At 43.2% G+C, this 19,349-nt stretch carries 20 protein-coding genes and 1 tRNA gene; 20 read left to right on the top strand and 1 reads right to left on the bottom strand.

The features are described from left to right. Positions 1–65 precede the first annotated feature (65 nt). From hisB to AC3WLU_RS07425, 12 genes are all read left to right on the top strand, one after another. The gene (gene hisB, locus AC3WLU_RS07480; RefSeq protein WP_048688005.1) at positions 66–653 is read left to right on the top strand and encodes an imidazoleglycerol-phosphate dehydratase HisB; all 588 of its coding nucleotides are present in this window, start codon (positions 66–68) and stop codon (positions 651–653) included. Beyond that, positions 654–1,286 carry an imidazole glycerol phosphate synthase subunit HisH gene (gene hisH / locus AC3WLU_RS07475; protein ID WP_492597054.1) on the top strand — a complete coding sequence of 211 codons (633 nt, stop codon included), beginning with the start codon at positions 654–656 and terminating at the stop codon, positions 1,284–1,286. Then, entirely contained in the window at positions 1,283–2,017 is a 735-nt protein-coding gene (gene hisA / locus AC3WLU_RS07470; protein ID WP_492597053.1) for a 1-(5-phosphoribosyl)-5-[(5-phosphoribosylamino)methylideneamino]imidazole-4-carboxamide isomerase, read from the top strand. The genes hisH and hisA overlap by 4 nt, the downstream gene beginning before the upstream one ends. Further along, positions 2,018–2,776 carry an imidazole glycerol phosphate synthase subunit HisF gene (hisF, locus tag AC3WLU_RS07465; protein WP_095393286.1) on the top strand — a complete coding sequence of 253 codons (759 nt, stop codon included), beginning with the start codon at positions 2,018–2,020 and terminating at the stop codon, positions 2,774–2,776. Next, positions 2,773–3,429, top strand: coding sequence for a bifunctional phosphoribosyl-AMP cyclohydrolase/phosphoribosyl-ATP diphosphatase HisIE (gene hisIE / locus AC3WLU_RS07460; protein WP_440439085.1), 657 nt, complete (start codon positions 2,773–2,775; stop codon positions 3,427–3,429). Before hisF ends, hisIE begins: the two co-directional genes overlap by 4 nt. A gap of 209 nt (positions 3,430–3,638) precedes the next feature. After that, positions 3,639–5,141, top strand: a complete 1,503-nt coding sequence (locus AC3WLU_RS07455; protein ID WP_053536816.1) for a tetratricopeptide repeat protein — start codon at positions 3,639–3,641, stop codon at positions 5,139–5,141. A 103-nt stretch (positions 5,142–5,244) separates the two neighbouring features. Further along, positions 5,245–6,192 carry a thioredoxin-disulfide reductase gene (gene trxB / locus AC3WLU_RS07450; protein WP_034309960.1) on the top strand — a complete coding sequence of 316 codons (948 nt, stop codon included), beginning with the start codon at positions 5,245–5,247 and terminating at the stop codon, positions 6,190–6,192. Positions 6,193–6,750: 558 nt separating this feature from the next. Then, positions 6,751–7,209, top strand: coding sequence for an NUDIX hydrolase (locus AC3WLU_RS07445; RefSeq protein WP_053536815.1), 459 nt, complete (start codon positions 6,751–6,753; stop codon positions 7,207–7,209). A 45-nt stretch (positions 7,210–7,254) separates the two neighbouring features. Continuing rightward, complete coding sequence (gene rapZ / locus AC3WLU_RS07440) at positions 7,255–8,154, top strand: RNase adapter RapZ (protein ID WP_413000680.1); 900 nt, start codon at positions 7,255–7,257, stop codon at positions 8,152–8,154. Next, positions 8,144–9,130 carry a gluconeogenesis factor YvcK family protein gene (locus tag AC3WLU_RS07435; RefSeq protein WP_057278110.1) on the top strand — a complete coding sequence of 329 codons (987 nt, stop codon included), beginning with the start codon at positions 8,144–8,146 and terminating at the stop codon, positions 9,128–9,130. The genes rapZ and AC3WLU_RS07435 overlap by 11 nt, the downstream gene beginning before the upstream one ends. A gap of 67 nt (positions 9,131–9,197) precedes the next feature. Continuing rightward, entirely contained in the window at positions 9,198–10,151 is a 954-nt protein-coding gene (gene whiA / locus AC3WLU_RS07430; RefSeq protein ID WP_034309971.1) for a DNA-binding protein WhiA, read from the top strand. Between the two features lie 20 nt (positions 10,152–10,171). Then, a complete protein-coding gene (locus AC3WLU_RS07425) occupies positions 10,172–10,429 on the top strand; it encodes an HPr family phosphocarrier protein (protein WP_034309974.1) in 258 nt (85 codons plus the stop codon). Positions 10,430–10,528: 99 nt separating this feature from the next. On the opposite strand, the gene clpP is transcribed toward AC3WLU_RS07425, so the two are convergent. After that, positions 10,529–11,134: an ATP-dependent Clp endopeptidase proteolytic subunit ClpP gene (clpP, locus tag AC3WLU_RS07420; protein WP_492597052.1), complete on the bottom strand. Its 606-nt coding sequence runs from the start codon at positions 11,132–11,134 to the stop codon at positions 10,529–10,531. A gap of 289 nt (positions 11,135–11,423) precedes the next feature. Between clpP and AC3WLU_RS07415 the strand changes: the two genes are divergently transcribed. From AC3WLU_RS07415 to gpmI, 8 genes are all read left to right on the top strand, one after another. Further along, a tRNA-Arg gene (locus AC3WLU_RS07415) sits at positions 11,424–11,495 on the top strand. A 314-nt stretch (positions 11,496–11,809) separates the two neighbouring features. Beyond that, the gene (rpoN, locus tag AC3WLU_RS07410; protein ID WP_222620024.1) at positions 11,810–13,147 is read left to right on the top strand and encodes an RNA polymerase factor sigma-54; all 1,338 of its coding nucleotides are present in this window, start codon (positions 11,810–11,812) and stop codon (positions 13,145–13,147) included. 9 nt (positions 13,148–13,156) lie between these two features. Further along, positions 13,157–13,405, top strand: coding sequence for a glutaredoxin family protein (locus AC3WLU_RS07405; protein WP_377330560.1), 249 nt, complete (start codon positions 13,157–13,159; stop codon positions 13,403–13,405). Positions 13,406–13,544: 139 nt separating this feature from the next. Continuing rightward, the gene (locus tag AC3WLU_RS07400) at positions 13,545–14,579 is read left to right on the top strand and encodes a sugar-binding transcriptional regulator (protein ID WP_034309980.1); all 1,035 of its coding nucleotides are present in this window, start codon (positions 13,545–13,547) and stop codon (positions 14,577–14,579) included. A 32-nt stretch (positions 14,580–14,611) separates the two neighbouring features. Beyond that, positions 14,612–15,619, top strand: coding sequence for a type I glyceraldehyde-3-phosphate dehydrogenase (gene gap / locus AC3WLU_RS07395; RefSeq protein WP_034309982.1), 1,008 nt, complete (start codon positions 14,612–14,614; stop codon positions 15,617–15,619). Between the two features lie 205 nt (positions 15,620–15,824). Then, a complete protein-coding gene (locus tag AC3WLU_RS07390) occupies positions 15,825–17,009 on the top strand; it encodes a phosphoglycerate kinase (RefSeq protein ID WP_492597051.1) in 1,185 nt (394 codons plus the stop codon). Between the two features lie 46 nt (positions 17,010–17,055). After that, positions 17,056–17,817: a triose-phosphate isomerase gene (tpiA, locus tag AC3WLU_RS07385; protein ID WP_106027029.1), complete on the top strand. Its 762-nt coding sequence runs from the start codon at positions 17,056–17,058 to the stop codon at positions 17,815–17,817. Further along, positions 17,810–19,345, top strand: coding sequence for a 2,3-bisphosphoglycerate-independent phosphoglycerate mutase (gpmI, locus tag AC3WLU_RS07380; RefSeq protein WP_034309990.1), 1,536 nt, complete (start codon positions 17,810–17,812; stop codon positions 19,343–19,345). The genes tpiA and gpmI overlap by 8 nt, the downstream gene beginning before the upstream one ends. The last annotated feature ends 4 nt before the right edge of the window (positions 19,346–19,349 follow it).

The following is a 19,349-nucleotide window of genomic DNA, read 5'->3' as shown; positions in this document are numbered from 1 at the left end:
AAAGACTTTAGATATGCTTTTACATCTTGGGAAAAGGGGTCGTACCCCGTTGAGGAGGAGCTGTAATGGAACGTTTTGCTAGTGTGGAGCGAAAGACGAATGAAACGGAAATAAGTTTGAAGTTTGATGTGGATGGGGAAGGTAATTCCTCCATTAAGACCGGCGTTCCGTTTATGACGCATATGCTGGATTTGTTCACGAAACACGGGAAGTTTGATTTGACAGTAGATGCAAATGGGGATACAGACGTGGATGATCACCATACAACTGAAGATATTGGCATTTGCTTGGGGCAGACGTTATTGGAGGCCCTTGGAGACAAGCGCGGGATAAAGCGTTACGGAAATGCTTTCGTACCTATGGATGAAGCACTCGCCCAGGTTGTCATCGATTTAAGCAACCGTCCGCATCTGGAGTTCCGGGCTGAGTTTCCTTCGCAAAAGGTCGGTACTTTCGATACTGAACTGGTTCACGAGTTTCTTTGGAAATTCGCTCTTGAAGCCAGGATGAACCTTCATGTAGTCGTTCATTACGGTCACAACACACATCATATGATCGAAGCAATATTCAAAGCGCTTGGCCGTGCATTGGATGAAGCTACGACAATCGATCCACGTGTCAAAGGCATCCCTTCGACGAAAGGAATGTTGTAAATGATCGGGATCGTCGATTATGGCATGGGGAATTTATTTTCTGTAAGTAAAGGTCTTGAGCGCCTTGGTGCCGATTCATTCATTTCCGATGACCCAAAAGAACTTTCAAAGTCGAAAGGGATCATACTTCCCGGCGTTGGCTCTTTCAGGGATGCCATGAGTCTTTTGGAAAAACAAAAGCTGGATGAATTCCTGCGGGGATATGTAGCGGATGGGGGATACCTATTAGGCATCTGCCTTGGTATGCAGCTTCTCTTTGATGAAAGTGAGGAAAATGGACCGGCAAAAGGATTATCCCTCATCCCGGGAAAAGTCGTTCGTTTTAAGGGAGTGGATGCGAATGATCAGGTTTATAAAGTGCCGCACATGGGCTGGAATCGACTTGAATTCAAACACGCATCACCAGTGAATGAGGGGCTGGAAGAGGAACATGTTTATTTCGTCCATTCATACTACGTCGATACAGATGAATCATTCGTTACCGCTTCGGCGACGTATGATGTGGAAGTTCCGGCGATCGTCGGTAAAGGGAATGTGTTCGGTATGCAGTTCCATCCGGAAAAAAGCGGGAATATGGGCATGTCACTCTTGAGAAATTATCTGTCATTAGTAGAAGGGAAGGAAGAAGTATGAGCAACTTTACTATTTACCCGGCGATTGATATGCGCGGAGGCAAATGCGTCCGCTTAATCCAGGGAGATTACAATCAGGAAACCGTTTATGGTGATTCCCCCTTCGATATGGCTAAAAGCTTTGCGGACCAAGGAGCCGGTTGGATACATATGGTCGACCTTGATGGAGCTAAAGAGGGAGTAAGAATCAATGATTCATACGTAATTAAAGCGGCAAGTGAGTTAGGAGCCCGCATTCAAATTGGCGGCGGCATCCGAACGGAACGGGATATAGCCCATTATCTGGATAATGGAGTGGAACGTGTCATTCTAGGCAGCTCGGCCGTTTCAGACCCTGATTTCACTAAAGATATGATTAGGAAATATGGAAGCCATATCGCTATCGGGATCGATGCGAAGGATGGCAAGGTTGCCACTCACGGCTGGCTTCAAACGTCTGGAACCCTTGCGGTAGATCTTGGCAAGCTACTGGTCGATGCTGGTGCCGAGACCTTTATCGTGACTGATATCGCGACGGATGGCATGCTTTCAGGGCCGAATGTGAAAGGTATATTGGCCATGGCGGAGGCAACTGGTAAAAACGTGATTGCTTCAGGAGGCATTAGTTCACTCGAAGACCTTATCACCCTCAAGGAGTTTGAAGCCCAAGGCATTGCAGGGGCTATCATCGGCAAGGCACTTTATACCAACCGCTTTACTGTAGAAGAAGCACTAGAAAAGGTGCGTGGTTAAATGCTCACTAAACGAATTATCCCATGTCTCGATGTAAAAGATGGGCGTGTAGTCAAGGGCATACAATTTGTTTCCCTTAGGGATGCTGGAGATCCGGTCGAACTTGCAGCCTTTTACGATCAAGAAGGTGCCGATGAGCTTGTCTTCCTGGATATTTCCGCATCACATGAAGGCAGGGAAACGATCGTCGACGTCGTTCAAGCGGTAGCGGGCAGCTTGGCAATCCCGTTCACCGTGGGCGGCGGCATTAATTCATTGGCGGATATGAAGAAAATCCTAAGGGCGGGTGCCGATAAAGTATCCCTTAATACAGCAGCCATCCTGCGTCCGGAGTTAATTAATGAAGGTGCTGATTATTTTGGTTCCCAATGTATCGTGGTTGCCATAGACGCCCGATATGATGAAGGGCTTGGGTCATGGCGCGTATATACCCACGGCGGCCGGAAACCGACTGAATGGGAAGTGACCGAGTGGGCGAAGGAAGCCGTATCCCGCGGTGCTGGGGAAATTTTATTGACAAGCATGGATTGTGACGGCGAGAAACAAGGGTTTAATATCGCTTTGACAAAAACGGTATCTGAAGCCGTTTCAGTTCCGGTCATCGCATCTGGCGGGGCAGGCAACGCTGAACATTTCCAGGAAGCCTTCCAAGAAGGTAAAGCCGACGCAGCATTAGCGGCATCGATTTTTCATTATAAAGAAACATCCGTTAAAGAAGTCAAAGCGTTTCTCAAACAACAAGGAGTGGTTGTACGATGAATCTTGAAACTATTAAATATGACGAAAAAGGTCTGGTACCGGCAATTATTCAAGATGCAGGAACAGGCGAAGTGCTGACACTTGCTTACATGAATCAAGAATCTCTGCAATTGTCGATTGAAAAAGGAGAAACGGTTTTCTTCAGCCGTTCGCGCAATGAATTATGGCATAAAGGAGCAACCAGCGGCAATATCCAGAAAATCACCGAAATGAAGTATGACTGCGATCAAGATGCATTGGTCGTGCGGGTCGTGCCTGCAGGACCTGCGTGCCATACTGGGGCAACAAGCTGTTTTAGCGAAACGATTTACCAAAACGGTGAAGCCGGACAAGGCGTGAAGGCGAATGTGACTTTCTTGACGGAATTAGAAAGATTGATTGAAAAAAGAAAATCGGAAATGCCTGAAGGTTCATATACGACCTACCTATTCGATAAGGGTGTTGATAAGATCCTGAAGAAAGTCGGTGAAGAAGCGGCAGAAGTGATCATTGCTGCTAAGAACCGTGATGCAGAGGAACTTTCGATGGAAAGTGCCGATCTCCTCTATCACTTATTCGTTCTTCTTCAAGAGCAGGAGCTGCCTTTCCAAGCGGTGCTTGATGTATTGAAGGCTAGACATGCCGATAAGGACGTACCGAAAGAAACCGAATGAATGGTGATTGCCCTCCGTCAATAGGAGGGCTTTTGTGTGTGTTTACGATGGCGGGCAGTGATCCTGAATCAACATATGACAGGGAAATGCTTCAATTTTTCTTGAAGAAAACATGACGATTCCCGTTTTCCATTTTCTTGAATTGTTCGGCAAATTTTCTCCAATATGTTATAATACTATGGTTAATCAACTTGTAGATGGAGGATTACATGAGTAAAGACTCTAAATTTGGCCAACAGGCAAAAATTCTAACCTTTCACCCAACAGGTGAGTATTATTTCACCAAGGGTTTAAAAGCTTATCATAGACGGGAATTACCTAAATCAAAGAAATACCTGGAACGTGCGCTGGAACTTGAACCTGCTGAACCGATGATAGCTTGTCAATTGGCTATCACTTGCTCGGAAATCGGTGAATATAATTATTCAAACAACCTTTTGGAAAACATCTTGGATGTGATGGATCCTTATATGTCGGAATGTCATTACTTCCTGGCGAATAATTATGCCCACTTAGGCATGTTCAAGGAGGCTTACCGTCACGCCAGTGCTTATCTTGATAAAGAAGAAGACGGGGAGTTCAGCGATGACGCAGAAGATTTGCTTGAATTGATAACTTTTGAGTCGGATGAGTCAGAAGAAAATCCCTTTAAGCATGATGGGCTCATTACCAAACAGGAACAAGCCCGCGAGTACCTGGAATCAGGCAATTTCCCGAAGGCGATCGAAGTGCTGAAAGAAACGATTGCCGAGTACGAGGATTACTGGTCCGCTTATAATAACCTGGCACTTGCCTATTTCTATCTTGGTCAAGTGAATGAAGCTTTTGCAACACTTGATGAGGTACTGGAAAAAAGTCCGGGAAACCTGCATGCGCTTTGTAACCTTGTTGTATTTCATCATTATCAACAGGATGAGGCAAAGGTTGAAGAGCTCATACAGATGCTGGAGAAAATTAGGCCGATGCTATCCGAACACCGTTTCAAGCTTGGAGCGACCTTCGCTCTGATCGGAAATTATGCTTCTGCATATAATTGGCTTAAAGGACTTCAAAAGCAAGGGTTCGAAGGGGATGGAACCTTCTACTATTGGCTTACCATTTCCGCTTACCACTTAGGCCACGAACAGGCTGCCAAAAAGGCATGGAAAAAGGTCGTGGAAATGAATCCGGAAAAGGAAGGCATGGAGCCTTGGGGAGATATGAATGCAACTTCAGATGGTTTTGAACATCATTTTCCTTCTATTATAAAAAGGCTGGAAAGTGAATTCATAGAAGAAAGGCTTTTTGCCATTTTCCTTCTGAAACATTCGGTTCATAAACAGAAGCTATTGAAAAACCAGGTCCTCAACCTAAACCAGAATTTCACTGAATTGGAACGTGATTATGCCGAACTTGTTCAAGGTCCTGCTAAAGATCGCCAATTAACACCGATTGATTTTGCCGATCGCACAGCTGAGTTATTATATCAGCATTTCCAACCGATACAATTAAATGAAGCCGGGCTCTATTTAATGTGGTTTTCCGTTTTCATCGAAGCGGTGAAATCCGAGCAGAAGCTAAATAATCCTGCAGGATGGGCATCTGCGGTGGAGTACGTGTGGATTCAGCTTAAAAGTGAGAAGGCGAGCAAACAGGCAATCGCAGACAAACATTTCATTTCGGTGTCCACCTTATCTAAGTACGTGAAGTTGGTTCAAAACTTACTCGGATGAGCAGATATTTGGACGAAAAATTATTTGTTATATAGGATAATAGGTAGGGAACACTAACCGTAGTGAAGGTTCCATTTGTAATGGAATATGGAGGAGTGAAAACATGTCTGAAAAAATTTATGACGTTGTTATTATTGGAGCTGGTCCTGCAGGGATGACGGCGGCTGTCTATACATCACGTGCGAACCTTTCAACATTGATGTTAGAACGCGGGGTACCGGGCGGGCAAATGGCCAATACGGAGGAAGTTGAAAATTATCCTGGATTCGACACTATACTTGGACCTGAACTTTCAACGAAAATGTTTGACCATGCAAAGAAATTCGGTGCGGAGTATGCCTATGGGGATGTTAAGGAAATCATCGACGGTGAAGAGTATAAAACGATCAAAGCCGGTTCAAAGGAATTCAAAGCACGTTCAATCATCATTTCATCTGGTGCCGAATACAAGAAAATCGGCGTTCCTGGCGAAAAGGAATTGGGCGGCCGGGGTGTATCGTATTGTGCAGTTTGTGATGGTGCATTCTTCAAGCAAAAGGAACTGTTCGTTATCGGCGGCGGAGACTCTGCTGTTGAAGAGGGTGTGTACTTAACCCGCTTTGCTTCGAAAGTGACGATCGTTCACAGACGTGACGAACTTCGTGCTCAAAAGATTCTTCAAGATCGTGCATTTGCCAATGAGAAAATTAACTTCATCTGGAATCACACTTTGAAGGAAATCAATGAAAAAGGCGGCAAGGTCGGCGGTGTCACACTAGTTTCCACTGAAAACGGAGAAGAGACAGTGATGGACGCAGACGGTGTATTCATTTATATCGGAATGCTTCCGCTAACGAAACCATTTGAAAACTTGGGCATCTTGAACTCAACAGGCTATATTGAAACGAATGATCGGATGGAAACACGTGTACCTGGTATTTTCGCTGCAGGTGATGTTCGTGAAAAAACATTGCGCCAAATCGTTACAGCTACAGGCGATGGAAGCATTGCCGCCCAATCCGCGCAGCATTTTGTTGAGGAACTTCAAGAAAAATTGCAGCCAAAGGCTTGATTTCACAAGAATATACAATCGTAATTCCGTTTTAACGATGTTGTAACATGCGTGAAATAATGATTCGGTATAGTAGGGGGTAGAAGTTGACCCCCTTTAATTATAAACGTTTAAGGACACAGAATAAGTTTCTGTGTCTTTTTTTTGTTTTCCTGCTTTGAGACTATATCTTTAGTTCCAATTTTTAGGATGTCCCCAGCGGTTTTTAATGTGAAACAAGTCGTTCCTTTGCATTTAGGAAGCGAAAGTGGAGAAGAATAGGAGGTAAGCAGGATAAAGGCTTACCTATGTGATTCCTTGCGATTGAAGATTCCCCCAATGCAGGAAGTTTACTTTATTGTTAGCTTATTTTAAAAATAGTATAATGATAAGATATACTAAACATATATATATCTTTCATAATGGTAAGAAGATGAAAAATACAAATTGTTTGAACTATTAGCATTTGTAGATCGCCAAATGGATATCTTGCGGCGGTTTAAGGATATAAACTGAATCTCTTCAACACGGGGGGTGAAGGTTTCTATTAGTCGAGCAGAGCCAATCGAGGTGAAGAACGTGCAACGTGTCACAAACTGTGTATTGATCAGAGATAACCAAATCCTCTTATTGAAAAAGCCTAGACGCGGATGGTGGGTAGCTCCAGGCGGCAAGATGGAACCTGGGGAATCTGTTCGCGATGCTTGCATTAGGGAATATCGCGAAGAAACGGGCGTTTATTTAAAAAACCCTTCCATCAAAGGTATTTTCACCTTCATCATGAAGGACGGAGATAAAGTTTTATCAGAATGGATGATGTTCACTTTCTTTGCAACGGATTCCGATGGTATAAATGTGGATGTTTGTGAAGAAGGGGAACTTAGCTGGCATCCGGTTGAAGATGTTAAAAAGCTGATGATGGCTGAAGGGGATTTTCACATCCTGGATTATATGGTTCATGGCAGTGGGATCATCTATGGAACCTTTACCTACACGCCTGAGTTCAAGCTGCTTTCTTACCGGTTGGATCCAGGTTAATTTTTAGAGATAAAAAAGATTGCTATACATGGGGGCGGAGAAACTATGAGTACAGGGCAGATGAGTGAAACGCAATTGGTCATCATTACCGGAATGTCCGGAGCAGGTAAGACAGTGGCGGTTCAAAGTTTTGAAGACCTCGGCTTTTTTTGCGTCGATAATTTGCCGCCCACGCTGTTGCCAAAGTTTTTGGAGTTAATGAAGGACTCCGGGAATAAGATGAATAAAGTGGCTCTTGTCATGGATTTAAGGGGAAGGGAATTTTTTGATTCCTTGTTTCTTGCACTGGATAATTTATCGGATGCAGCTGCAGTATCACCAAGAATCCTTTTTCTTGAAGCTGATGATGATTCCTTGGTACGCAGATATAAGGAAACGAGAAGGACCCACCCCCTTGCTCCATTAGGCCGGCCATTGGAAGGCATTAAAATGGAACGGGAACTTTTGGACGAATTGAAGGGAAGGGCCCAGTTGATCTTTAATACTTCCCAACTGAAACCGCGCGAATTGAGGGAGAAAATCGCTTCGGAGTTTTCTGCTGATAAAAGTGTCGGTTTTACAGTCAATGTCATGTCGTTCGGGTTCAAGCATGGTCTGCCGATAGATGCCGACCTTGTGTTTGATGTACGGTTCCTGCCAAATCCATATTATATTGACCATATGAGGCCAAAGACTGGCTTGGAACAGGAAGTGTCTAGTTACGTTTTAAAATGGAGTGAAACGCAAAAATTCTTGGAAAAAGTGACCGATCTGCTCGCTTTCATGCTTCCGTATTATAAACGTGAAGGGAAAGCACAGCTTGTTGTTGCGATTGGGTGTACAGGCGGCCAGCATCGTTCTGTAGCATTGACGGAGTATATTTCAAACCACTTCAAAAAGGATTACAGGGTTCAAGTATCACATCGCGATATCGAAAAAAGTAAGGGGAAAGCAGATGTTAGATAAAAAGAAACAGCCTAAGGTTGTGATCATCGGTGGAGGAACCGGCCTTCCTGTTTTGTTGAGAGGGTTAAAGAAGCATCCGGTGGATATAACGGCAATCGTAACGGTAGCTGATGATGGTGGAAGTTCAGGCCGCCTTCGCGAAGATATGGATATTCCCGCTCCGGGTGATATTCGTAACGTGCTGGCTGCGTTATCGGATGTAGAGCCCCTTGTCGAACAAATGTTTCAGCATCGCTTTCAAAGTAAAAATGAGTTGTCCGGGCATTCGCTGGGGAATTTGATACTTGCGGCAATGACTTCGCTGACCGGGGATTTCGTCCATGCGATCCAGGAAATGAGTAAATTCCTTAATGTCCGCGGTAAAGTGCTTCCGGCTGCGAATCAAAGTGTGGTTCTCCATGCAGAGATGGATGACGGCACGATTGTTACAGGAGAGTCCAAGATTCCCTTCTCAGGAAAGAAAATAAAAAAAGTGTTCCTGTCTCCTCATCATATAAAGCCGCTTAGTGAAACTCTCCAGGAAATCAAGCAGGCAGATCTTATAGTCATAGGTCCAGGAAGCCTATATACTAGCATTCTGCCTAACTTACTTGTCCCTGGTTTAGGAGAAGAGGTTGCCCGTTCCAAGGCGAAGAAGGTGTACATTTGCAATTTGATGACACAAGCCGGCGAGACTCTGGATTATAGCGCGAGTGATCATATAAAAGCGATATATGACCATATGGGAAATGCATATATTGACAGGATACTTGTTAATAATGAGGAAATACCAACCGAGATTCAGCAGCGCTATCAAGCTGAATATGCCAAACCGGTCATGTATGATGTGGAAAGCTTAAAAATGATGGGTCTTGAAATCATACAAGAACGCATTTTCAGCTATGAAGGGAATGTAATACGCCATGATACGAAAAAAGTGGCGGATTTGCTTTATAATATGCTTGTAAATGAAACAAAAAGCCACATAGAACCGTAGATATAAGCGGGGACGGCTTTTTGATTGATAAAAATAGATTACCTGCGTTCGATTGGGGGTGAAATGGATGTCTTTTGCTTCAGAAACAAAAAAAGAGCTTACAACATTAGAGGGAAAGGATTGCTGCGGTAAAGCGGAATTGTGTGCGCTTATCCGGATGAACGGATCCCTTTCATTTTCTAATCGGAAGCTTGTTGTGGATATTCAAACTGAGAATGCTGCGATTGCCAGAAGGATTTATACGCTGCTGAAAAAAAGTTATGAGGTCCAGGTCGAGCTGTTGGTCCGTAAGAAGATGAAGCTTAAAAAGAACAATGTATATATTGTCAGGATGTCATCCGGAGGGCAGCGGGTTTTAACCGATTTGGAAATTTTAGGCGATGGCTTTGAAATTCTCCATGATATATCCGATACTATTGTTGGGAAGAAATGCTGTAAGCGTTCTTATCTAAGAGGTGCATTTCTTGCAGGGGGTTCGGTAAACAATCCGGAAACGTCTTCCTATCACCTTGAGATTTTCTCACTTTATAAAGAGCACAATGATGCACTTTGTGAGCTAATGAATAAGTTTGGCTTGAAGGCCAAGACACTTGAACGCAAGAAGGGGTACATCATTTATTTGAAAGAAGCCGAAAAGATTGCCGAGTTTTTAAGTATAGTTGGCGCCCATTCAGCTTTATTAAGGTTCGAGGATGTACGGATTGTCCGTGATATGCGTAATTCAGTGAATCGGCTTGTGAATTGTGAAACAGCCAATTTGAACAAAACGATCGGGGCATCATTGCGACAGGTTGAAAATATCCATTATATCGAGGATACGGTAGGACTTAGCATTTTACCGGATAAGCTTCGGGAAATTGCGGAGCTTAGGATAGCGTTTCAGGATATAACCTTAAAGGAACTTGGGGAAATGGTATCCGGGGGAACCATCAGTAAGTCCGGGATTAATCACCGATTGCGAAAGATTGATGAAATAGCTGACAGGCTCCGTGGGGGAGAGGCTATTGCTGCGAAAAAATAAAGCTAACAGGGGAGATCAAGATGGTGGAGAAACAAGTTGAGGTAAAATTGAAAACGGGTTTGCAAGCTCGGCCGGCGGCTCTTTTTGTACAAGAAGCTAACCGCTTTCATTCAGATGTTTTTCTTGAAAAAGAAGGAAAGAAAGTGAATGCAAAAAGTATAATGGGATTAATGAGCCTTGCCATCAGTTCTGGTGTGTCCGTGAAGTTAATCATCGAAGGACGCGATGAAAAAGAAGCATTGGAAGCATTGGAAGAGTTCGTTCAGCAAGAGGGTTAAAAAAGGGGATGCCTAAATGTGCATCCTTTTCTTTTATCATGGAAAAAAAGGCTCCGGAAGTCGCTTATGGCGATGTCCGGAGCCTTTCTTTTGTCAGGATTACTTAGAGTTTTTATTATCAAGAACGCTGCGCGTGATGACTTTGTCAATCAAGCCATATTCAAGAGCTCTTTCGGAAGTCATGAAGTTATCACGTTCCGTATCTCTTTGAAGGACTTCGATAGGTTGTCCCGTACGTTCTGCCAAGATTTGGTTCAGTTTATCTTTCAAGTGAAGGATACGGCGGGCAGCAATTTCAATTTCCGTAGCTTGACCTTGAGCTCCTCCAAGTGGTTGGTGAATCATGACTTCACTGTTTGGCAATGCATAACGTTTGCCTTTTTCGCCAGCTGCCAATAGGAAAGCACCCATGGAAGCGGCCATACCGATGCATACTGTCGAAACATTAGGTTTGATATATTGCATAGTATCGTAAATGGCCATACCGGAAGTGATGCTTCCGCCAGGGCTGTTGATGTATAGAGTGATATCTTTTTCAGGATTTTCCGCTTCTAAAAATAGTAATTGAGCAACAATGGAGTTGGAAACATTATCGTCAATTGCACTTCCTAGCATAATGATCCTGTCTTTTAATAAACGGGAGTAAATATCGTAGGCACGCTCCCCACGACTTGTTTGTTCGATAACTGTAGGAATTAAATTCATGTTCATTTCCTCCTTCGATTAAGAGAATCATTTAAATTCTTTATGTATGTATGATACACTTTTTGGTCAATTTAGGTCAAACAAAACAAACCCTATTATGGATAATTTGTTCGACAATTTTCTGGCTAAGGCTCCTTCCTGATAGAATGTTTTATATATTATGCCGCACAGGGATGAATTTCCACATTACCCATAATACCCAAATGATAAAGTTTTAAACCTGATAACCCTTGCAAAAGAGGGTATTCTATCATATAATGAAGTCTGTTGAAAACATATTTTCTATTACGCCCTCGTAGTGCAACGGATAGAACGCAAGCCTCCGAAGCTTGAAATGCAGGTTCGATTCCTGCCGAGGGCATTACCAATCTTCTGCTTAATAAAGTGGGGGATTTTTTATTGGTCATTTTTAGGAGAGTTAAAATTTTTGCCGAATTTGATCATTTTCCGTAATATTCCATCGAATCCTGTAATATCGGTCCTGTCTTGAAAATATTCGCCCACACTATTGAAAAAAGGTGATTTTTCAATAAAAGTAGTTGTTAAATTTGCGTTTCTAACATATAGTATTTAAAACAAATAAACTATTCAGAAAAAAATCGTAAGCGTTTTCATGGGTTTTTGTGTAGAATTTTCTCCTGATAATGTAAAATGGAGTGGGGGAGGGATGAATCGATGAGTATGAATATGAAAGCAGGACTTTTTCAACAGCAAACATTAAAGATGGCAATGACCCAGGAGCTCATGCAAGCTATTACATTGCTGCAATACTCCTCGCAGGAGCTATCGGCTTTTTTAGAAAATAAAATGGTGGAGAACCCATTACTGTCAATAGATCAGCCAACATCTTCTTTATTTCAGCCAACTTTTGACCGCAAAAAAGGTAAACGGACTCTTAAAAATACGTATGATGCCAACTATTGGATTGAACAGATCAGTGAAGATACCATATCGCTGGAACAGCATATCATGTCCCAAGTGAATCACCAGCAGTTTTCCGGTGAGCAGCAAAAGGCAATGCTTCTATTAATTCATAACCTTGATGAAAACGGTTACTTAAGGACTCAGCTGGATGATATATGCATCCCAGGCATATCTCCGGCCGTTTTGGAAGAGTGTCTCTCGATTTTACAGGAACTCGAACCGCATGGCATCGGAGCGAGGAATCTTCAAGAGTGCCTTTTGCTTCAAGTGAAAGCAGAAGGGGAGAATCTGCTGGCAGAATCGATCATAGAAAACCATTTCCTCGATTTTGCTGAAAAGCGCTGGAAAGACCTAAGTAAGAAAATCGGTGTTACACTGAAGGAGATTCAAGAGGTCTTTGATTATGTCCAGACGTTGAACCCGCGTCCGGCATCACTCTTTTTTCAGGAAAAACCTTCTTATATAGTGCCGGATGTGGTCGTGGAAGTTCGGGATGGCATGCTGCTTGTCGGGAATTATGATGGTAACACACCCAATCTTAATGTGGATAAAGGGTATTTAAACCGAATGAAGAGCCATAAGGATCAGGGAGTTCAGCGGTTTATCCAGGATAAGTGGCAGGAATACCAATGGATCTCCAGGGGAATCCAACAGAGAAAAGAAACGATATTGAAGGTCATTCAGTGCATCGTCGAAAAACAGCCGGCGTGCTTTCATCATGGCCTGAACTATTTGAAGCCGATGACGATGAAAGAAATCGCAGACGAACTTGGCATACATGAGTCCACAGTAAGCCGGGCGGTTAAGGGGAAGTACGTACAGACACCATTTGGCACGATAGAGATGCGGATATTTTTCACTACTTCTTTACAGTCGGTCGGCCTTGATGAGGATATGTCGGGCATGCAAGCGAAAAAGAGCCTCCAGGCAGCCATCAATGGGGAAAATAAACAAAAGCCGCTTTCGGATCAAGACTTGGCAGAACGGCTGAAGGAAGAGCATGGAATTATCCTGGCACGCCGAACCGTTGCCAAGTACCGGGAACAATTAGGGATCCCTTCTTCATCTAAACGAAAAAGATATGACTGAAAAGGATGAGTGGTTTTGGAAACGAACGCGTTTGTTTTATATAGTAGGGATAAATGCCCGTTATGTGATAAAGCCAAGCAGGTACTCGAAGAAGTGAAAGTGGAGTCAGGCATAGGCTATAAGGAAATCGATATCCATACCGATGATGATTTGCTTGAGAGATTCGGGCTGATGATTCCTGTCGTTGAATGGAAAGATGAAATCGTTCAGTTCGGAAACGTTGATAAATCAGCTCTAAATAGGCTTTTGGAAAAATAATTTTTCAAATCATTTGAAGAAACATTCCGTTCCTGCTAGAATAAAATATGTAGCAGGAATATTTTTTTGTTTTAAGTGGGACAGAAAATGACTACGTGGGACGTTGAATGTCCAACTTAACTTTTTAGGAGTTTTAAATATGCGTACATTACTCGAGGTACAAAGAAAATTATTGCCCGATTTCCTTTTGGTTATGCAAAAAAGATATGATATCCTGCGTTATATCAAAATGATGCAGCCGGTTGGAAGGCGCAGTCTGTCCGTGAGCCTTAATTTGACAGAGCGGACGCTTAGAGGCGAGGTTGATTTTCTGAAAAGTCAGAACCTGGTTAACATCTTCAGCTCTGGCATGACGTTGACTGATGAAGGGATTGAAATCCTGGATAAGTTAGAAGGAATAATGCGTGAAGTAATGGGTATAGACATAATGGAAAAGCAATTGCAGGATTTGTTACAAGTGGATGAAGTCATAATTGTCTCAGGAAATTGTGATGAAACCCCATGGGTGAAAAAAGAATTGGGTAAAGCTTGTGCAAACCGTATGAAACGAGAATGGAACTCAAAGAATATCATTGCGGTTACTGGCGGATCGACAATGGCCGAAGTGGCTAATTCGTTGTCACCTGATGAAGCATCCAGGAAATTGACGTTTGTCCCAGCCCGCGGGGGAATTGGTGAAGCGGTGCAGAATCAGGCCAATACGATTGTCGAAAAAATGGCACAGAAGGCACAAGCCTCCTACAGAGTGTTATATGTACCCGATCAATTAAGCGGTGAGGTTTATGCATCATTTCAGAAGGAACCTGCAATTAAAGAAGTGATTTCCCAAATCAAGTCTGCCGATATGATCATTCATGGAATCGGTGATGCCATGGCGATGGCAGAGAGAAGAAATTCTTCGCCAGAAATGTTAAAGAAGCTGTTAGATGGAAATGCTGTAGGAGAGGCATTCGGTTATTACTACGATGAAAACGGCAAAGTTGTTCATAAAGTTTTGACAGTCGGCATCCAGTTAGATGATCTTAGCCCTGAAAAGCGAGTGATAACTGTGGCAGGTGGCAAAACTAAAGCAAAGGCTATCCGTTCCTACATGAAAGGCGCACCTTCATCGACCGTTTTGATCACGGATGAAGCTGCGGCACAAGAGTTAATTCAGGGGAATTACACCCCTTAATATATTTGCGAACTTAAAAGGAGGAATTTTTCATGGCAGTAAAAGTTGGTATTAATGGTTTTGGACGTATTGGACGTAATGTATTTCGTGCAGCATTGAGTAATCCTGGGGTAGAGATTGTTGCTATTAACGACTTAACGGATGCTAATATGTTAGCGCACCTTCTTCAATACGATACAATTCATGGATCTCTTAATGAAAAAGTAGCAGTTGATGGGGATTACCTTGTTGTTGATGGTCACAAAGTAAAAGTATTGGCTGAACGTGATCCTGCACAATTAGCATGGGGTGAACTGGGAGTAGAGGTAGTTGTTGAATCTACTGGACGTTTCACAAAACGTGCGGATGCAGCTAAGCATTTAGAAGCTGGCGCGAAAAAAGTAATCATCTCTGCTCCTGCATCTGATGAAGATATCACGATCGTCATGGGTGTAAACGAAGACAAATATGATGCAGCAAACCACCATGTAATCTCTAATGCTTCTTGTACAACGAACTGCTTAGCTCCATTTGCTAAAGTGCTTCATGAACAATTCGGAATCAAACGCGGTATGATGACTACTGTTCACTCTTATACAAATGATCAGCAAATCCTTGATTTGCCTCATAAAGATTACCGTCGTGCACGTGCAGCTGCCGAGAATATCATTCCTACAACAACTGGGGCAGCAAAAGCTGTTGCACTTGTCCTTCCTGAACTTAAAGGGAAATTGAATGGTATGGCTATGCGTGTACCTACTCCAAACGTGTCTGTTGTCGACCTTGTTGCTGAACTTGAAAAAGACACAACAGTTGAAGAAGTTAATGCAGCATTCAAAAAGGCTTCTGAAGGTGAATTAAAAGGAATCCTTGAGTACAGCGAACTTCCGCTAGTATCAACTGACTATAACGGTAACCCATCATCATCTACAATCGATGCCCTTTCCACAATGGTAATGGAAGGAAACATGGTTAAAGTATTATCTTGGTATGATAATGAAACAGGATATTCAAGCCGTGTTGTTGATTTGATTGACTATTTGGCTAAAAAAGGATTGTAATTAGAATAATAAAAAAACTTGGCAGAAGATGATATTATTAGTAAGTCATTAATCAGTCAAGCGTTTACATTTCTTGTTTTTGGATAATTTCCTGGAAACCGACTATAATGAAAAAGAGAAAAGGGGAGTTGGGAAATTTACCCTCTCCCTTTTTGGCTAAAAGAATCAAAAATATGATAACAATATCTAAGGAGGTTCTTGGATTATGAATAAAAAGTCAATTAAAGATATTGAATTAAAGGGGAAACGCGTATTTTGCCGTGTTGATTTCAACGTGCCGATGCAGGACGGAAAGATCTCGGATGATACGAGAATCAAGGCTGCACTGCCGACGATTTCCTATTTGACAGAACAAGGCGCAAAAGTCATCTTAGCCAGCCATCTTGGCCGTCCTAAAGGACAAGTCGTAGAAGAGTTGCGTTTAGCACCTGTTGCGGAAAGACTAAGCGAACTTAGCGGCAAAGAAGTGCAAAAGGCAGAAGAAGCATACGGCGAGACCGTTCAATCAATCATTGAAAACATGCAAAATGGCGAGATCCTGTTGTTGGAAAACGTTCGTTTCTATCCAGGAGAAGAGAAGAACGATCAAGAATTGGCGAAGTCATTTGCGGCACTGGCTGATGTTTATGTTAACGATGCATTCGGAGCTGCGCACCGTGCACATGCTTCAACTGAAGGAATAGCTCACCATCTCCCGGCCGTTGCTGGATTGCTGATGGAAAAAGAGCTTTCTGTACTTGGAAAAGCCCTATCCAACCCAGAACGTCCTTTTACAGCTATAATTGGCGGAGCAAAAGTAAAGGATAAGATAGGCGTTATCGAAAACCTTTTGGAAAAAGTCGATCACTTGATCATTGGTGGTGGATTGGGTTACACATTCATTAAAGCGCAAGGTCATGAAATCGGTAATTCTTTATTGGAAGAAGACAAAATAGAATTGGCCAAATCTTTCATCGAAAGTGCAAAAGAAAAAGGCGTAAAACTTCACTTGCCTATCGATGCAGTCGTAACTGCTGAATTTTCACCTGATGCAGAGACGGATAATGTCGATATCGATGCTATTCCAAGTGATAAAATGGCTCTTGATATCGGACCAAAAACAAGTGAATTATTTGCGGATGTAATCAAAAGTTCCAAGCTTGTCATTTGGAATGGACCAATGGGTGTATTCGAGTTCGATAAATTTGCGAATGGAACGAAAACCGTTGCTCAAGCCTTGGCGGAAGCAAATGATACGTACAGCATTGTTGGCGGAGGGGATTCGGCCGCAGCTGCAGAAAAGTTTGGACTGGCAGAAAAGATGTCCCATATTTCAACTGGCGGCGGTGCATCTCTTGAGTTCATGGAAGGCAAAGAGTTACCTGGCGTTGTAGCCTTGAACGATAAATAAGATTGAACCGTTACATATTTCAACATTAGAAGGGATGAGAAACCAAATGCGTAAACCGATTATTGCAGGAAACTGGAAAATGAATAAAACACTATCTGAAGCGACTGCCTTTTTAGAAGAAGTGAGCAATTTGATTCCGAAGCAAGATGTAATCGATACGGTTGTATGTGCTCCAGCTTTATTTTTGGATCAGCTCGTTCAAGCAGCAAAAGGAACCGATGTGAAAATCGGGGCACAGAACATGCACTTTGAAGAAAGCGGTGCTTTCACAGGAGAAATCAGCCCAATCGCCTTGGCTGATCTTGGGGTATCCTACGTCATACTTGGTCATTCTGAGCGCAGGGAAATGTTCAACGAAACGGATGAAGCCGTTAATAAAAAAGCTCATGCCGCTTTTGCCCACAAGTTGACCCCGATCGTTTGCTGCGGTGAAACACTTGAGCAAAGGGAAGCTGGCGAAACGAATGATTTCGTAGGCAGCCAGATTGAGAAAGGCCTAGCAGGATTATCTGACGATCAATTGAAACAAGCCGTTATTGCTTATGAGCCGATTTGGGCGATTGGAACAGGAAAATCGTCATCTGCTCAAGATGCTAACGAAGTTTGTGCGCATATCCGCTCAGTCGTTGCCGACAAATTTTCAAATGAAGCAGCGGCAGCCATCCGCATTCAGTACGGTGGCAGTGTAAAACCTGAAAATATTAAAGAGTACATGGCACAACCTGATATAGACGGTGCATTGGTTGGCGGTGCTAGCTTGAAATCCGATTCATTTTTACAATTGCTGGAGGCTGGTCACTATGAGTAAGTCGCCTGTGGCACTTATCATCTTAGACGGTTTTGGCTGCCGTAACGAAGAAAAGGGCAATGCTGTTTTTCATGCGAAAAAACCGAACTTTGACCGATATTGGGAACAGTATCCGCACTCCCATTTAACTGCAAGCGGGGAAGCGGTCGGCTTGCCTGCCGGTCAAATGGGGAACTCGGAAGTGGGCCATTTGAATATCGGGGCAGGACGGATCGTTTATCAAAGCCTGACCCGTGTGAACCTGGCAATACGTGAAGGTGAGTTTGCACAAAACCCAACTTTGGTCGATGCCATGAGCCATACCAAGAAAAAAGGCACGGACCTTCATCTTTTCGGTCTTCTTTCAGATGGCGGCGTGCATAGTCATATCGATCATATGTATGCCCTTTTGAAATTGGCCGCTAAAGAAGGAGTTAAAAATGTATATGTACATGCATTTTTAGATGGCCGTGATGTCGGACCGAAAACGGCACAGGGTTATATTAAGGAAGCGGAAGCGAAAATGAAGGAAATCGGTGTTGGTCAGTTTGCGACCATTTCCGGAAGATATTATTCGATGGACCGTGATAAGCGCTGGGAACGTGTGGAGAAATCCTACCGTTCGATGGTGTATGGTGATGGCCCAGCTTACTCTTCTGCGATGGAATGTGTCGAGGATTCGTATGAACATGGAATTTTCGACGAGTTCGTGATACCTTCAGTCATAACGGCGGAAGACGGTAAACCGGTGGCAACGATTAAAGATGATGATGCCGTAATCTTTTATAACTTCCGTCCAGACCGGGCGATCCAGATTTCCAATACGTTCACGAATGAGGATTTCCGCTCATTTGACCGCGGTCCTGGACATCCGAAGCATCTCCATTTTGTCTGCTTGACACATTTTTCAGAAACAGTTGACGGATATGTTGCATTTAATCCGACAAATCTTGATAATACATTAGGGGAAGTACTTTCCCAAAACCAGCTTACCCAGCTTCGTATCGCCGAAACTGAAAAATATCCGCATGTGACGTTTTTCATGAGCGGCGGACGTGAAGAGAAGTTTCCTGGTGAAGAGAGGATTTTAATTAATTCTCCGAAAGTCGCTACATATGATTTACAACCGGAAATGAGTGCTTATGAAGTGACGGATGCATTGGTGGAACAAATTGAGGCTGACCGTTTTGATGCCATTCTACTGAATTTTGCCAACCCGGATATGGTCGGTCATTCAGGGATGCTTGAGCCTACCATTAAAGCGATTGAAACAGTGGATGAATGCCTAGGCAGGATTGTCGATTTAATCGTCTCAAAAGGCGGTACAGCGATCATCACCGCTGACCATGGGAATGCTGATGAAGTAGTAACGCTAGAAGGCAACCCGATGACAGCCCATACTACGAATCCCGTTCCTGTCATTATCACTAAAAATCAGGTAACATTAAGAACAGGTGGTATCTTAGGCGATTTAGCTCCAACGATGCTTGATTTGCTTGGAGTCGAAAAACCTGTTGAAATGACAGGGGAATCCCTATTATCTAAATAAAATT

The sequence above is a fragment of the Peribacillus sp. FW305-BF15 genome, from assembly GCF_058783805.1.
The sequence above is the reverse complement of the archived record's forward strand: the minus strand, read 5'-3'. Positions and strand labels throughout refer to the sequence as shown.

Bases quoted from the DNA above. Each gene is read 5' to 3' on its own strand.
- hisB (WP_048688005.1), top strand. From the start codon at position 66: ATGGAACGTTTTGCTAGTGTGGAGCGAAAGACGAATGAAACGGAAATA.
- hisH (WP_492597054.1), top strand. From the start codon at position 654: ATGATCGGGATCGTCGATTATGGCATGGGGAATTTATTTTCTGTAAGT.
- hisA (WP_492597053.1), top strand. From the start codon at position 1,283: ATGAGCAACTTTACTATTTACCCGGCGATTGATATGCGCGGAGGCAAA.
- hisF (WP_095393286.1), top strand. From the start codon at position 2,018: ATGCTCACTAAACGAATTATCCCATGTCTCGATGTAAAAGATGGGCGT.
- hisIE (WP_440439085.1), top strand. From the start codon at position 2,773: ATGAATCTTGAAACTATTAAATATGACGAAAAAGGTCTGGTACCGGCA.
- AC3WLU_RS07455 (WP_053536816.1), top strand. From the start codon at position 3,639: ATGAGTAAAGACTCTAAATTTGGCCAACAGGCAAAAATTCTAACCTTT.
- trxB (WP_034309960.1), top strand. From the start codon at position 5,245: ATGTCTGAAAAAATTTATGACGTTGTTATTATTGGAGCTGGTCCTGCA.
- rapZ (WP_413000680.1), top strand. From the start codon at position 7,255: ATGAGTACAGGGCAGATGAGTGAAACGCAATTGGTCATCATTACCGGA.
- AC3WLU_RS07435 (WP_057278110.1), top strand. From the start codon at position 8,144: ATGTTAGATAAAAAGAAACAGCCTAAGGTTGTGATCATCGGTGGAGGA.
- whiA (WP_034309971.1), top strand. From the start codon at position 9,198: ATGTCTTTTGCTTCAGAAACAAAAAAAGAGCTTACAACATTAGAGGGA.
- AC3WLU_RS07425 (WP_034309974.1), top strand. From the start codon at position 10,172: ATGGTGGAGAAACAAGTTGAGGTAAAATTGAAAACGGGTTTGCAAGCT.
- clpP (WP_492597052.1), bottom strand. From the start codon at position 11,134: ATGAATTTAATTCCTACAGTTATCGAACAAACAAGTCGTGGGGAGCGT.
- rpoN (WP_222620024.1), top strand. From the start codon at position 11,810: ATGAGTATGAATATGAAAGCAGGACTTTTTCAACAGCAAACATTAAAG.
- AC3WLU_RS07400 (WP_034309980.1), top strand. From the start codon at position 13,545: ATGCGTACATTACTCGAGGTACAAAGAAAATTATTGCCCGATTTCCTT.
- gap (WP_034309982.1), top strand. From the start codon at position 14,612: ATGGCAGTAAAAGTTGGTATTAATGGTTTTGGACGTATTGGACGTAAT.
- AC3WLU_RS07390 (WP_492597051.1), top strand. From the start codon at position 15,825: ATGAATAAAAAGTCAATTAAAGATATTGAATTAAAGGGGAAACGCGTA.
- tpiA (WP_106027029.1), top strand. From the start codon at position 17,056: ATGCGTAAACCGATTATTGCAGGAAACTGGAAAATGAATAAAACACTA.
- gpmI (WP_034309990.1), top strand. From the start codon at position 17,810: ATGAGTAAGTCGCCTGTGGCACTTATCATCTTAGACGGTTTTGGCTGC.